This is a genomic window from Escherichia sp. MOD1-EC6819, assembly GCF_002965765.1.
GTDB lineage: Bacteria > Pseudomonadota > Gammaproteobacteria > Enterobacterales > Enterobacteriaceae > Escherichia > Escherichia ruysiae.
Genome location: NZ_PTRG01000009.1, coordinates 123,118 through 136,464, shown reverse-complemented (window position 1 = coordinate 136,464; position 13,347 = coordinate 123,118). Strand labels below are relative to the sequence as shown.

Below are 13,347 nucleotides of genomic sequence, written 5' to 3'. Positions count from 1 at the left end.
GTTTAGCGAGCTGGCGCTTTGTCATTCTCGCGTTTTACGATCGGTTTGCCGGAGAACAAAAACTTCAACAACGGAATGCGTAAATGAATTTCGTACAGAATTATCGCAATCCCTACCACAAATATCAGACCGCAGAGGAAACCCAGCAGATTTGATGTAATGTGCGGAGTGATGTAAGCACCGAAAAAGAGCGTTAACGGGTGGTGAACCAGATAAATAAATAGCGACGCGTTTACAAAATAGGTTACCCGCGCTGACTGGAAATTAAGCAAACGGTGGCCAAAGGAGAAGACCACATTCACCATCCACAGGCCGAGCACCATCGTGATCACTGACTCGGTTTCATACATCCAGGCATCGCCGCTGCCGTAGCGTTGATTGAGCAAATAAGCAACAAATGCCAGTGCTGCCGCGAGAGTGCATCCACGAGACGGTGTGGTAAACAAGGCTTTTAGATTAGGAAAAATGAAAGCCAGCGCACCGAGAATAAAGAACGGCATATAAAACAGCGTCTGCATGAAAATAAAATTGAACATGCCATCGCTTAAAATGGGTGGATAAACGATAAATAGCGTTCTTCTTATTGCTGCATAGCCAATTCCCAGACAGAAAAATAGTATCGATAGCTTAACCATCGAGAAAGTTTTATTTGTTTTATCTGAATTTTCTAAATTATTTCTTATTCGTTTAAATATCCACACGCAAAGTGTCGTCATAACGACCAACACCAGTAAAAACCACAGGTGCGAAATTAATTCCCAGGCCAGCGTATTATATTTGTCATACAATGATAGCCCAGGCCAGCTTTCCGCTTTGCCTTTGACATATTGCAGCATAATGAATTGCGGCAAGGTGAGCAGGGGAATAGCCGTTAACATCGGGATCCCTACGCGTTCAACGCGCACTTTCCACCATTTTTTCAATGGGTAGCGCAAAAACAGCATGTAGGAAAAATATCCGGAAATAACGAAAAATACCTGCATACGGAAGGCGTGGATGAAATCGTTAAAAAGCGTCAGCCACCATGACGGTTCTGCGCTATTCACATGCCAGGTGTGGCTTGAATAGATTAAAGAAATATGAAAAGGGATCCCTAACAACATCAACCATGCGCGGATGGAGTCGAGGAAATATTCACGCTGCGCGGGTACTGGATTCATATATGGTTAACTAATCTCGGATTTTTCGTCTTATCCCCGCCGGGTAATGCCTTTAGGCTTTTGCCGTAACGACACTGACCTGCTGCATGAGGTGCAGGCTTCAAATGTGTTTTTGCGCGGCATAGCCGCAATCACTAACCAAAATGGAAGCGCCTGTAAGACGGTTGATAAATAAATTTGCCGGCAAACCCTACACGAACTCGCTCCTTCTGTCTTTAGGATAAGCACGGAAAGTGAAAACGGTTGCAATCAGGTGCTTAATCCATGAGCCGGCGCGCTGAATAATACCGGGATTCTGTTGTCGGAATGGCTGGTTATCCATTAAAATAGATCGGATCGATATAAGCACACAAAGGGGGAAGTGCTTACTTATTATGAAACATAAACTACAAATGATGAAAATGCGTTGGTTGAGTGCTGCAGTAATGTTAACCCTGTATACATCATCAAGCTGGGCCTTCAGCATTGACGATGTCGCAAAGCAAGCTCAATCCTTAGCCGGGAAAGGCTATGAGGCGCCTAAAAGTAACTTGCCCTCCGTTTTCCGCGACATGAAATACGCGGACTATCAACAGATCCAGTTTAATCATGACAAAGCATACTGGAACAATCTGAAGACCCCATTCAAGCTCGAGTTCTACCATCAGGGTATGTACTTCGACACACCGGTCAAAATAAATGAAGTCACTGCAACGGCAGTAAAAAGAATCAAATACAGCCCGGATTATTTCACTTTCGGCGATGTTCAGCATGACAAAGACACGGTAAAAGACCTTGGTTTTGCCGGTTTTAAAGTGCTTTACCCGATCAACAGCAAAGATAAAAATGATGAAATCGTCAGCATGCTCGGGGCCAGCTATTTCCGCGTGATTGGCGCAGGTCAGGTTTACGGTCTTTCTGCCCGAGGCCTGGCTATTGATACCGCTTTGCCATCAGGTGAAGAATTTCCACGCTTTAAGGAGTTCTGGATCGAGCGTCCAAAACCGACCGATAAGCGTTTAACGATTTATGCGTTGCTTGATTCGCCGCGTGCGACAGGCGCTTACAAGTTCGTTGTTATGCCGGGACGTGACACGGTTGTTGATGTGCAATCGAAAATCTACCTGCGCGATAAAGTCGGCAAACTGGGCGTTGCGCCGTTAACCAGTATGTTCCTGTTCGGGCCGAACCAGCCATCTCCGGCGAATAATTATCGTCCGGAATTGCACGACTCCAACGGTCTGTCTATCCATGCTGGTAACGGTGAGTGGATCTGGCGTCCGCTAAACAACCCGAAACATCTGGCGATCAGCAGCTTCTCGATGGAAAACCCGCAAGGCTTCGGTCTGTTGCAGCGCGGCCGCGATTTCTCCCGCTTTGAAGATCTCGACGATCGTTACGATCTCCGTCCAAGCGCGTGGGTGACACCGAAAGGGGAGTGGGGCAAAGGCAGCGTTGAGCTGGTGGAAATTCCAACCAACGATGAAACCAACGATAACATCGTCGCTTACTGGACGCCGGATCAGTTACCGGAACCAGGTAAAGAGATGAACTTTAAATACACCATTACTTTCAGCCGTGATGAAGACAAACTTCACGCGCCTGATAACGCTTGGGTGCAGCAGACGCGTCGTTCAACGGGGGATGTGAAGCAGTCGAACCTGATTCGACAGCCTGACGGCACTATCGCTTTTGTGGTCGATTTTACTGGCGCAGAGATGAAAAAACTGCCAGAGAATACACCGGTCACTGCACAAACCAGCATTGGCGATAATGGTGAGATTGTAGAAAGCACGGTGCGCTATAACCCGGTCACCAAAGGCTGGCGTCTGGTAATGCGTGTGAAAGTGAAAGATGCCAAGAAAACCACTGAAATGCGTGCTGCCCTGGTGAATGCCGATCAAACGTTGAGTGAAACCTGGAGCTACCAGTTACCTGCCAATGAATAAGACAACCGAGTACATTGACGCAATGCCCATCTCCGCAAGCGAGAAAGCGGCATTGCCGAAGACTGATATCCGCGCTGTTCATCAGGCGCTGGATGCTGAACACCGAACCTGGGCGCGAGAGGATGACTCCCCGCAAGGGTCGGTAAAAGCACGTCTGGAACAAGCCTGGCCAGATTCACTCGCTGATGGACAGTTAATTCAAGACGACGAAGGGCGCGATCAGCTTAAGGCAATGCCGAAAGCAAAACGTTCTTCTATGTTCCCCGATCCGTGGCGTACTAACCCGGTTGGTCGTTTCTGGGATCGTCTGCGTGGGCGCGATGTGACGCCGCGCTATCTGGCGCGATTGACCAAAGAAGAGCAGGAGAGCGAGCAAAAGTGGCGTACCGTCGGCACCATCCGTCGTTACATCCTGCTTCTTCTCACTCTGGCGCAAACCGTCGTCGCTACCTGGTATATGAAGACCATTCTGCCTTATCAGGGGTGGGCGCTGATTAATCCAGTTGATATGGTCGATCAGGATTTGTGGGTTTCCTTTATGCAGCTTCTGCCTTACATGCTGCAAACCGGTATTCTGATCCTCTTCGCTGTTCTTTTCTGCTGGGTGTCAGCCGGTTTCTGGACGGCGTTGATGGGCTTCCTGCAACTGCTTATTGGGCGCGATAAATACAGTATTTCCGCTTCAACCGTTGGCGATGAACCGTTAAATCCGGAGCATCGCACAGCATTGATCATGCCTATCTGTAACGAAGACGTGAATCGCGTTTTTGCAGGTCTGCGTGCAACGTGGGAATCCGTGAAAGCGACTGGTAATGCCAAACACTTTGATGTTTATATCCTGAGTGACAGCTACAACCCGGACATCTGTGTGGCAGAACAAAAAGCCTGGATGGAGCTGATCGCCGAAGTGCAGGGCGAGGGCCAGATTTTCTATCGCCGTCGCCGCCGTCGCGTGAAGCGTAAAAGCGGTAACATTGACGATTTCTGCCGTCGCTGGGGTAGCCAGTACAGCTACATGGTGGTGCTGGATGCGGACTCGGTGATGACCGGTGATTGTTTGTGCGGTCTGGTGCGCCTGATGGAAGCCAACCCGAACGCCGGGATTATCCAGTCGTCGCCGAAAGCGTCTGGTATGGATACGCTATATGCACGTTGCCAACAGTTTGCGACCCGTGTCTATGGGCCATTGTTCACTGCCGGTTTGCATTTCTGGCAGCTCGGCGAGTCGCACTACTGGGGGCATAATGCGATTATCCGCGTGAAACCGTTTATCGAGCACTGCGCGCTGGCGCCGCTGCCTGGTGAAGGATCATTTGCGGGTTCAATCCTTTCGCACGACTTCGTGGAAGCCGCACTGATGCGCCGTGCAGGCTGGGGGGTATGGATTGCTTACGATCTCCCTGGCTCTTATGAAGAACTGCCGCCTAACCTGCTTGACGAGTTAAAACGTGATCGCCGCTGGTGCCATGGTAACCTGATGAACTTCCGTTTGTTCCTGGTTAAAGGGATGCACCCGGTTCACCGCGCGGTGTTCCTGACGGGCGTGATGTCTTATCTTTCCGCACCGCTGTGGTTTATGTTCCTTGCGCTCTCTACCGCATTGCAGGTCGTGCACGCGCTTACCGAACCGCAATACTTCCTGCAACCACGGCAGTTATTCCCGGTCTGGCCACAGTGGCGTCCTGAACTGGCGATTGCGCTGTTTGCCTCGACGATGGTGCTGCTGTTCCTGCCGAAGTTGTTGAGTATTTTGCTTATTTGGTGCAAAGGGACTAAAGAGTATGGCGGCTTCTGGCGAGTTACGTTATCGCTGCTGTTAGAAGTGCTGTTCTCCGTGCTGTTGGCGCCGGTGCGTATGTTGTTCCATACGGTATTCGTGGTTAGCGCCTTCCTTGGCTGGGAAGTGGTGTGGAATTCCCCGCAACGTGATGACGACTCTACCTCCTGGGGCGAAGCGTTTAAACGCCACGGCTCACAGTTGCTGCTGGGGTTAGTGTGGGCGGTCGGTATGGCGTGGCTGGATCTGCGTTTCCTGTTCTGGCTGGCACCGATTGTCTTCTCGCTGATTCTGTCACCGTTTGTTTCGGTGATCTCCAGCCGTACAACCGTTGGGCTGCGCACGAAACGCTGGAAACTGTTCCTGATCCCGGAAGAGTATTCACCGCCTCAGGTACTGATCGATACCGATCGTTTCCTTGAGTTGAACCGTCAACGTTCTCTCGACGATGGCTTTATGCATGCAGTGTTTAATCCGTCGTTTAACGCTCTGGCAACGGCAATGGCCACTGCGCGTCACCGCGCCAGTAAGGTGCTGGAAATCGCCCGTGACCGCCATGTTGAACAGGCGCTGAACGAGACGCCAGAGAAGCTGAATCGCGATCGTCGTCTGGTGCTGCTAAGCGATCCGGTGACGATGGCTCGTTTGCATTTCCGCGTCTGGAATTCCCCGGAGAGATATTCTTCATGGGTGAGTTACTACGAAGGGATAAAGTTGAATCCACTGGCATTGCGTAAACCGGATGCGGCTTCGCAATAAAAGTGTAGATACCTGCAATATATTGAATTTGCAAGGTTTCGTAGGCCGGATAAGGCGTTCATGCCGCATCCGGCAAAAACAACAAGCATTTTGTCAGCAATAAAAATACCGGCGTTATGCCGGTATTTTTTTACGGAAGAGGGTTCAAATGCGTTTCATCGTAGTCAGCATCATGGTTACCTTGCTGAGTGGTTGTGGCAGCATCATTAGCCGCACCATACCGGGACAGGGGCATGGCAACCAATATTATCCCGGCGTGCAATGGGATGTACGTGACTCCGCATGGCGCTATGTCACAATCCTTGATCTCCCTTTCTCTTTAGTCTTTGATACCTTACTGCTACCGATCGACATTCATCACGGAGCATATGAGTAATTAACGCTCATCCCACTCATCTGCTGCTGCGCGTCCTTCTTCGGTATCCAGCGGTGGTTCAAGCTGAAATTCACCTTCGTCCCATTCATGCAGGGTATTTTCTTCCTGCCATTCCTGGCGGATTTCAATCTCATCATAGTCGCCATCAAAGATGCTTTGTGCGGCTTCTCCACTGAACATTGGCAGGCATTCACCTTCTTCGCCCTCATCGGCTAAAAACTCAACCTGCCACATAATGTCGCCATCTTGCAGAATATATTTCTGGACATTGAACTGTTGCACATTCGCTTCTTCGGCGTCGATGCCGGGGTTGTCAGCAAGAAATTCTTCGCGTGCGGCATCAATGGCTTCTTCAAGCGTTGCGTACATAGTCATCACGACTCTCCCTTTGATTTGCTGAGGTGTTCAGGGAAAGAATAGCTGATTCTCCGCTTTTGCAAGTATGAAAGGCGAAAAATCAGTTCGATACCTGGGGGAGTCGGCGACGGCGCAGGCTGTTCCACGAATAGACCGCGTTAAACAAAACGACTCCGGCGGTAACCAGAAATACAGCACGAAAGCCGTAGTGTGCTGAAATAGCTGCGCCCATCAACGGCCCCGTAACGTTGCCAATATCGCGAAACGACTGGTTATAGCTGAAAATGCGTCCGGCGATTTGGTTGGTCGAATTATAAACCAGCAACGTTTGTACGGCTGGGAGCAGAGCGCCGTCTGCGGCGCCGAGCAAAAAGCGTAAAATCCCCAGTTGCAGTGGTGTCTGGACATAAGACATTGGGATCAACAGCAGCACAGAAAAGATCAGCGCAGTTATCAGGATCTTTTCTGGCCCGATACGATCGCCAAGTTTACCAAGTCGTGGAGCACTTAGCAGTGCAGCCACGCCGGGCACGGAGGCGATCATGCCACTAATAAAGGCGATATTACTGACATTTCCTGCCAGTTCGCGGACATACAGCGTCAGGATTGGTGCGATAGATCCAGTAGCAATCTGGATAATTAATGTTGTGACAAACAGGCTAAGTACCAGTTTCGGATTTTTAAGCGATGTTACGACTTCCCGCATGTGCAGCATCTCTTTTTTGCTGACGGGCTGGAATTTTTCTCTGATACAAAACAGGGTGACGAAAAAGCAGAGTATGAGCACACTGGCGGTAATAAAGAATACCGGACGTAAGCCGTAGTTATCAGCGAGTAAGCCACCAGCCATCGGGCCGAGCAACGCGCCGCTAACGCCGCCGGTGGAGAGCGTGCCCAGCGCCCAGCCGCTTTTATTACGCGGTACTTGTGTGGCGATAAGAGCATTGGCGTTGGGGACAAATCCGCCAAGCAAACCAAGCAGCGCCCGCAGAATCAAAAACTGCCAGATATTTTGCGCCAGCCCCATCAGCACCATCACGATGCCCATGCCGAGAGCAGAACGCAATAACATGATTTTTCTGCCTTTGCGGTCGGCAAGCCCGCCCCAGAAAGGGGAGGCGATGGCGGAAAATAAAAAGGTAATACTGAAGACAATCCCCGACCACATATTCAGCGCGCTGTGGCCGGTGATGCCAAGTTGCTCAACGTAGAGGGGTAAGAATGGCATCACCAGACTGAAGGCGGCACCGGTAAGAAAACAACCTAGCCAGGCAACGATCAGGTTTCGTTTCCAGTTTATGGGGGTGTCATTTTCACAGAGTGACATAGCAATCCGCTGTTGGTGCGCCAGGCGCGGTGATTAAAAGAAGAAAAAGTAAGCACACTAATTATGCGCCTGACTTATAAGTGACGCAATGTACAGAGCTTTTATCGCTAAATCAGGAGGATTTGTAGTGGTAATGCCGGATGCAGTTCGAAACATCCGGCAAGGGAGATTTAATAGCGTGAAGGTACGCCTTCCGGGCGCGTTTTAAAGCGACGATGCAGCCACATATACTGTTCCGGTGCCATCATGATGCATTTTTCGACCACTTTATTCATCCATGCAGCGGTGATTTCAGCGTTATCCAACGGAGGTGAACACTCTGGCGGCAGCATGATCAACTGATACCCTTTGCCGTCTGGCTTACGACGCGGAACAAACGGCACCAGGCACGCACCAGACATTTTCGCCAGCATCCAGGTGCCACTGGTGGTCGCCGCCTGCTCAACAGCAAACAGCGGCACGAAAACACTTGAGCGCGGGCCGTAATCGTGATCTGGCGCATACCAGACCACTTCGCCTTTCTTTAGTGCCCGGATCATTCCTTTTAAGTCTTTGCGATCAAGCATCGATTTATTCGAACGCAGGCGCCCCCAGGTTTGCAGCCAGTCGAGCAACGGATTATCGTTTGGGCGATAGACGCCGATACCCGGTTCCTGCATACCAAATTGCCTTGCGCCCAGCTCCAGCGTCAGGAAATGGATGCCGACCAACAGAATGCCGCGCTTTTGCGCCTGCACGTCACGGATATGTTCCATGCCAATCACTTCCGTCCAGCGGGCAATTCGACGATCCGACCAGAACCACGCCATGCCGGTCTCCATCAGCCCCATCCCAACGGATTCGAAATTCTTCACCATCATTTCATGGCGTTCTTGTTCGCTCATCTCCGGGAAGCACAGTTCCAGATTGCGATGTACAATTTTGGCGCGACGTTTCATAACATGTAACGCCAGTTTTCCTAATCCACAACCGAGACGGTAGATGACCGGGTAGGGCAATTGCACGACCAACCAAAGTACGCCAATACCCAACCAGGTTAACCAATAACGCGGATGAAGCAGTGCGGTGGAGAACTTGGGTAGATTCGTCATATAAATCCTGTCTTTCAACCTATACGGGCAATTGTATGTATTGTCGCATTTTTTCGTCCGCAACCAAAATTTGTGACCGAAGACTGGGCGAAATTACCGCGTATGTAAATCATTAATAATTTTTAATGCGCAAATGTAGCGTAAAATGTATGGATGTTAATTGTCGATAATTGCTATATCATGCTGCGGATTTTTACTTTCCCACCCTGCAGGAACCGTACACCATGCCAGTGTTACACAACCGCATTTCTAATGACGCGCTGAAAGCCAAAATGCTGGCCGAGAGCGAACCACGTACCACCATTTCGTTCTATAAATATTTCCACATTACCGATCCCAAAACGACCCGCGATGCTTTATATAAGCTATTTACCGCGTTGAATGTCTTTGGGCGGGTCTATCTGGCGCATGAAGGGATCAACGCACAAATCAGCGTACCGGCGAGCAACGTAGAGACATTTCGCGCACAGCTTTATGCTTTTGATCCTGCTTTAAACGGTTTACGTCTGAATATTGCGCTGGATGATGACGGGAAATCCTTCTGGGTGCTGCGCATGAAGGTTCGCGACCGAATTGTTGCCGATGGTATTGACGATCCTCAATTTGATGCCAGTAACGTGGGGGAATACCTGCAAGCAGCGGAAGTGAATGCCATGCTTGATGATCCCGATGCGCTGTTTATCGATATGCGCAACCACTATGAATATGAAGTGGGGCATTTTGAAAACGCGCTGGAAATTCCGGCAGATACCTTTCGCGAACAACTGCCAAAAGCGGTTGAGATGATGCAGGTGCATAAAGATAAAAAAATCGTGATGTACTGTACCGGTGGTATTCGTTGCGAAAAGGCCAGTGCCTGGATGAAACATAACGGATTCAATAAAGTCTGGCATATTGAAGGCGGGATTATTGAATACGCTCGTAAGGCGCGTGAACAAGGTTTGCCTGTCCGCTTTATTGGTAAAAATTTTGTTTTTGACGAGCGGATGGGCGAGCGGATCTCTGACGAAATTATTGCGCATTGTCATCAGTGCGGCACACCTTGTGACAGCCATACCAATTGTAGAAATGATGGCTGTCATCTGTTGTTTATCCAGTGTCCGGCATGTGCCGAGAAATTCAAGGGCTGTTGTAGTGAGATTTGCTGTGAAGAAAGCGCATTACCGCCAGAAGAACAGCGCCGCCGTCGTGCCGGGCGAGAAAATGGCAATAAGATCTTTAATAAATCGCGTGGACGGCTGAACACGACGCTGGTCATTCCTGATCCAACAAAATAAACATTCGTGCCGGATGCGCGTCATCCGGCAACATCTATGCATTACTTCTGCTGTACACCTTCCACCGAAATAATCAGATCAACCTCCTGCGAAGCTGGACCTAAATCAGTCTTAATGTTGAAGTCTTTCAGCTTAATTTTGCCTTCTGCCTCGAAGCCCGCACGTTTACCGCCCCACGGATCGTCGCCCTGACCAATCAATTTTGCTTCCAGCGTTACTGGTTTGGTTACGCCATTGAGTGTCAGATCACCCGTAATATCCAGCTCATCACCGTCTTTCTTCACGCTGGTAGAAGTGAACGTCGCCTGCGGATATTTTGCGGTGTTGAGGAAATCTGCGCTGCGAAGATGCTTATCACGTTCGGCGTGATTGGTATCGACGCTGGTGGTGTTAATTGTCACATTCACTTTATCAGCAGCTGGGTTCTTTTCATCAAAGGTAAAAGTACCGTCGAAATCTTTAAAGGTGCCATATAACCAGCTATAGCCAAGATGCTGGATGCGGAAATTGACAAAGGCGTGCTGACCTTCTTTGTCAATTTTGTAATCGGCGGCGACAGCTGAACCGGCAGAGAACATCAGGGAAGCGAAGGTTAAACCAAGCAGGCTTTTTTTCATTTTATACTCCATAGTCAGATGACGATTTTCCCAGCATACGCTTCAGGGTGTCGTCTTTATCGATGAAATGATGCTTCAGGGCCATAAATCCGTGCATAACGGACAGTACGACGACGCTCCACGCTAGCCAAAAATGCAGGGCACCGGCTAAGTCAGCCTGTGCGCCAGCATCGGCAAGGGTCGCGGGGATGTCAAACCAGCCAAAAACGCTGATTGGTTTGCCATCGGCGGTCGAGATGAGATAGCCGCTGATGCCAATGGCGAAGAGCAAAAGGTATAGCGCGAGATGTCCAATTTGTGCGCCGAGACGCGTCATGGTCGAATAACTTTGCAACGGACCAGGTGGTGGGGATATAACACGCCACAGAATGCGTATAACCAGCCCCATCATGAGCAGAATACCGACGCTTTTATGCAGCTCTGGTGCTTTGTGATACCAGCCATCGTAATAACTGAGTGTTACCATCCATAGCCCTAAAGCAAACATGCAGTAGATAATGATTGCACTCAGCCAATGAAAGGTCATTGATATAACACCATAGCGTTTGGGGGTATTTGTAAGGGACATCAGTGCATCCGAAACTTATTTGCGAAAGAATGAAAATGGCGCGTTGGAGAATGAATTGCAACTTAAAAATAACAATTCAAATGATATTTATTTTTATTTCAATAATTTTGATTTAATAATGAAAGAATCTTCATAAGTTTAGTGGTTTCAGGATGAGGTATGTCTGGGGAATGAAGTTAAGAGAGACATAAGCTTATTCAATTTTTCACACCAAATGAAAGAGAGATTAAGTTTTTGTCAATTTATGTCAGTGCTGCGTGGTTAAAAATAAATCACGTAGATCAGATCCATAATGGCCAATAATCCCCACAGAAAAAGATAAAGCATCAGATGCTCGCGAATATTATTGATGAGATAGTTCAACAGCCGACGCATTAAATACTCCTGTAAAAACGGCCTCATTTTGAGGCCGTGATGATGATTATTTGAAGCGGGAAAGTCTGAATGGCGTCAAATCAAAATCGCTATTTATACCTTGCGCAAAATCGGCGGCTATTTCCCCTAATACCGATGCAAATTTAAATCCGTGACCACTCAGGCCGGTAATCAGCAGCGTATTATCGTGACCGGGCAGGGTGTCGATAATAAAATCTTCATCAGGCGAATTATCGTAGGTACAGGCAGCTCCGTACAGGCAGCAACCAATGCCCGGCAGTATGCTACGTAAGAAGGGAAATGCTTCAGAACCGTCACTGGCGATTTCAGCAAACGGAACGCGTTCATCCGCTGAATGAATCACCTGACCACCATTATGTTTTCCAATTTTCAGAGCGTCATTTTCGGCGGGAAAGCCGTAATACTGATCGCCATTGGGCAGTTCTCCGGTAAAGGCCGGAAATTTATTTTTCACGCTATAACGACCATCGGCCTGATACCAGGCGAACACTTTGCGTACTGGCTGGACAGGCAGTTCTGGCAGCAGGTCTTTTACCCAGGTTCCCGCGCAGACGATCGCTTTTTTCGCCTGATACTCGCCGTCAGCTGTTTCAATAGTTACGCCGTCATCGTCATGACGAATTGCGGTGACCGGGCAGTTGAACAGTTGGGCACAGCCAGCTTCCTTCGCCAGTTGGATCCAGGTTTTAATTGCCAGTTCGCTGCGCAGAAAGCCAGAATCAGCCTCAAACAAGCCGATGTAATTGTCAGGGACGCGTATTTCAGGCCAGCGAGCCATAATGGTTTGCGCATCCAGTTTTTCGACGTTGAGTTGCCATTGTTCCGCGCTGTGGGCGACATTGGCGAGGAATTCGGAGTCGGCTGGGCCGAGGTTAATGACGCCAGAGCGCACAAAAATGGGGTCTTCTTCGTTGTAACGGGAGAGTTCATCCCACAGGGTTTGCGCGCGAAGTACCAACGGAACATACTTTTCACCTTCACCATAAGCATGGCGAATTAATCGTGTATCACCGTGGTGGCTGCCGTGTTGGTGCGGCGGCATATGGGCGTCGGTCATCAGCACTTTCAAACCGGCCCGAGTGGCATAATACCCGGCTGCAGCGCCTACGGAACCGCTGCCAATAATGATGAGATCGTATTTCATTTTTTTCTCTCTGCTCTCATGGTTTAAGCAGAGTAATTAAGTGAATGCAGATATACAACCCAGAAATAGTAAAGGCACCAATCTGGTGCCTTTTGGGTGGATGGTCATGTCAAGTTAATGACGACGATACTCATTTACATGGAAATCACCAGATTCAATTTTGGCGATTCCTGCTTCTAATATCGAAATAAATTGTCTGGCAACATCAGTAGTTAACCAGAGTGTCTGACCAACTTCAGTCCCTTCCTGCTCGGACTTATTTGGGGTCTGGTAGTGCAAACGCAACATCAGAGCATCATAGCTATCAACGGTGCTGATGTCCCACCCTACGAGCGGATGAGTCTGAATGACTTCATTGTTTTTTTCCATCATGGCCCCCTAATTCGTGTTACTAGACAACGTTATTCGAGGTTCAATGCATTTTTATCTGAAGCAACTTCAGTATACCAATAAGTAAGGGTATCCACAGAATTTTTAAAGGGGGAAAGAGATATTTTTTTGTTTTTAAGATTTATATGAACAATAAAACAGCATGTCATTCATATTTTTTTAGCATATCGTGCAATTATT

General features: G+C 48.9%; 13 protein-coding genes. 4 read left to right on the top strand and 9 right to left on the bottom strand.

Annotated elements, in window-relative coordinates; translation table 11 throughout:
* Positions 1–2: 2 nt before the first annotated feature.
* Positions 3–1,160: a glucans biosynthesis protein MdoC gene (mdoC, locus tag A7Z06_RS14550; protein WP_001070367.1), complete on the bottom strand. Its 1,158-nt coding sequence runs from the start codon at positions 1,158–1,160 to the stop codon at positions 3–5.
* 392 nt (positions 1,161–1,552) lie between these two features.
* Between mdoC and mdoG the strand changes: the two genes are divergently transcribed.
* The 3 genes from mdoG to A7Z06_RS14530 all read left to right on the top strand — a co-directional run bounded on the left by mdoG (position 1,553) and on the right by A7Z06_RS14530 (position 6,000).
* Positions 1,553–3,088: a glucans biosynthesis protein MdoG gene (gene mdoG / locus A7Z06_RS14540; protein WP_077629659.1), complete on the top strand. Its 1,536-nt coding sequence runs from the start codon at positions 1,553–1,555 to the stop codon at positions 3,086–3,088.
* Positions 3,081–5,624 carry a glucans biosynthesis glucosyltransferase MdoH gene (gene mdoH / locus A7Z06_RS14535; protein ID WP_105279474.1) on the top strand — a complete coding sequence of 848 codons (2,544 nt, stop codon included), beginning with the start codon at positions 3,081–3,083 and terminating at the stop codon, positions 5,622–5,624. Before mdoG ends, mdoH begins: the two co-directional genes overlap by 8 nt.
* 148 nt (positions 5,625–5,772) lie before the next feature.
* Positions 5,773–6,000 carry a YceK/YidQ family lipoprotein gene (locus A7Z06_RS14530; RefSeq protein WP_001211109.1) on the top strand — a complete coding sequence of 76 codons (228 nt, stop codon included), beginning with the start codon at positions 5,773–5,775 and terminating at the stop codon, positions 5,998–6,000.
* Here the strand turns inward: A7Z06_RS14530 and A7Z06_RS14525 are convergent, their stop codons facing one another.
* The 3 genes from A7Z06_RS14525 to lpxL form a co-directional block, all read right to left on the bottom strand.
* On the bottom strand, positions 6,001–6,375 hold the full coding sequence (locus A7Z06_RS14525) for a MysB family protein (RefSeq protein WP_000180062.1): 375 nt from the start codon (positions 6,373–6,375) through the stop codon (positions 6,001–6,003).
* Positions 6,376–6,457: 82 nt separating this feature from the next.
* Complete coding sequence (mdtG, locus tag A7Z06_RS14520) at positions 6,458–7,684, bottom strand: multidrug efflux MFS transporter MdtG (RefSeq protein ID WP_000050573.1); 1,227 nt, start codon at positions 7,682–7,684, stop codon at positions 6,458–6,460.
* Between the two features lie 170 nt (positions 7,685–7,854).
* Entirely contained in the window at positions 7,855–8,775 is a 921-nt protein-coding gene (gene lpxL, locus A7Z06_RS14515) for a kdo(2)-lipid IV(A) lauroyltransferase (RefSeq protein ID WP_010345635.1), read from the bottom strand.
* Positions 8,776–8,999: 224 nt separating this feature from the next.
* Here lpxL and trhO point away from each other — a divergent pair, with 224 nt between their 5' ends.
* Entirely contained in the window at positions 9,000–10,052 is a 1,053-nt protein-coding gene (gene trhO, locus A7Z06_RS14510; RefSeq protein WP_010345633.1) for an oxygen-dependent tRNA uridine(34) hydroxylase TrhO, read from the top strand.
* 41 nt (positions 10,053–10,093) lie between these two features.
* Here trhO and A7Z06_RS14505 read toward each other — a convergent pair whose 3' ends face one another.
* The 5 genes from A7Z06_RS14505 to bssS form a co-directional block, all read right to left on the bottom strand.
* Positions 10,094–10,669: a YceI family protein gene (locus tag A7Z06_RS14505; RefSeq protein WP_000749261.1), complete on the bottom strand. Its 576-nt coding sequence runs from the start codon at positions 10,667–10,669 to the stop codon at positions 10,094–10,096.
* A 1-nt stretch (position 10,670) separates the two neighbouring features.
* Positions 10,671–11,237, bottom strand: a complete 567-nt coding sequence (locus A7Z06_RS14500; RefSeq protein WP_000060038.1) for a cytochrome b — start codon at positions 11,235–11,237, stop codon at positions 10,671–10,673.
* A 261-nt stretch (positions 11,238–11,498) separates the two neighbouring features.
* Positions 11,499–11,612 carry a YceO family protein gene (locus A7Z06_RS14495; RefSeq protein ID WP_001253424.1) on the bottom strand — a complete coding sequence of 38 codons (114 nt, stop codon included), beginning with the start codon at positions 11,610–11,612 and terminating at the stop codon, positions 11,499–11,501.
* 46 nt (positions 11,613–11,658) lie between these two features.
* Positions 11,659–12,777 carry an N-methyl-L-tryptophan oxidase gene (gene solA, locus A7Z06_RS14490; RefSeq protein WP_000872755.1) on the bottom strand — a complete coding sequence of 373 codons (1,119 nt, stop codon included), beginning with the start codon at positions 12,775–12,777 and terminating at the stop codon, positions 11,659–11,661.
* A 114-nt stretch (positions 12,778–12,891) separates the two neighbouring features.
* Positions 12,892–13,146 carry a biofilm formation regulator BssS gene (gene bssS / locus A7Z06_RS14485; RefSeq protein ID WP_000414435.1) on the bottom strand — a complete coding sequence of 85 codons (255 nt, stop codon included), beginning with the start codon at positions 13,144–13,146 and terminating at the stop codon, positions 12,892–12,894.
* Positions 13,147–13,347 lie beyond the last annotated feature (201 nt).

Bases quoted from the DNA above. Each gene is read 5' to 3' on its own strand.
- A7Z06_RS14525 (WP_000180062.1), bottom strand. From the start codon at position 6,375: ATGACTATGTACGCAACGCTTGAAGAAGCCATTGATGCCGCACGCGAA.
- mdoH (WP_105279474.1), top strand. From the start codon at position 3,081: ATGAATAAGACAACCGAGTACATTGACGCAATGCCCATCTCCGCAAGC.
- solA (WP_000872755.1), bottom strand. From the start codon at position 12,777: ATGAAATACGATCTCATCATTATTGGCAGCGGTTCCGTAGGCGCTGCA.
- A7Z06_RS14500 (WP_000060038.1), bottom strand. From the start codon at position 11,237: ATGTCCCTTACAAATACCCCCAAACGCTATGGTGTTATATCAATGACC.
- bssS (WP_000414435.1), bottom strand. From the start codon at position 13,146: ATGGAAAAAAACAATGAAGTCATTCAGACTCATCCGCTCGTAGGGTGG.
- A7Z06_RS14530 (WP_001211109.1), top strand. From the start codon at position 5,773: ATGCGTTTCATCGTAGTCAGCATCATGGTTACCTTGCTGAGTGGTTGT.
- mdtG (WP_000050573.1), bottom strand. From the start codon at position 7,684: ATGTCACTCTGTGAAAATGACACCCCCATAAACTGGAAACGAAACCTG.
- mdoG (WP_077629659.1), top strand. From the start codon at position 1,553: ATGATGAAAATGCGTTGGTTGAGTGCTGCAGTAATGTTAACCCTGTAT.
- A7Z06_RS14495 (WP_001253424.1), bottom strand. From the start codon at position 11,612: ATGCGTCGGCTGTTGAACTATCTCATCAATAATATTCGCGAGCATCTG.
- trhO (WP_010345633.1), top strand. From the start codon at position 9,000: ATGCCAGTGTTACACAACCGCATTTCTAATGACGCGCTGAAAGCCAAA.
- A7Z06_RS14505 (WP_000749261.1), bottom strand. From the start codon at position 10,669: ATGAAAAAAAGCCTGCTTGGTTTAACCTTCGCTTCCCTGATGTTCTCT.
- mdoC (WP_001070367.1), bottom strand. From the start codon at position 1,160: ATGAATCCAGTACCCGCGCAGCGTGAATATTTCCTCGACTCCATCCGC.
- lpxL (WP_010345635.1), bottom strand. From the start codon at position 8,775: ATGACGAATCTACCCAAGTTCTCCACCGCACTGCTTCATCCGCGTTAT.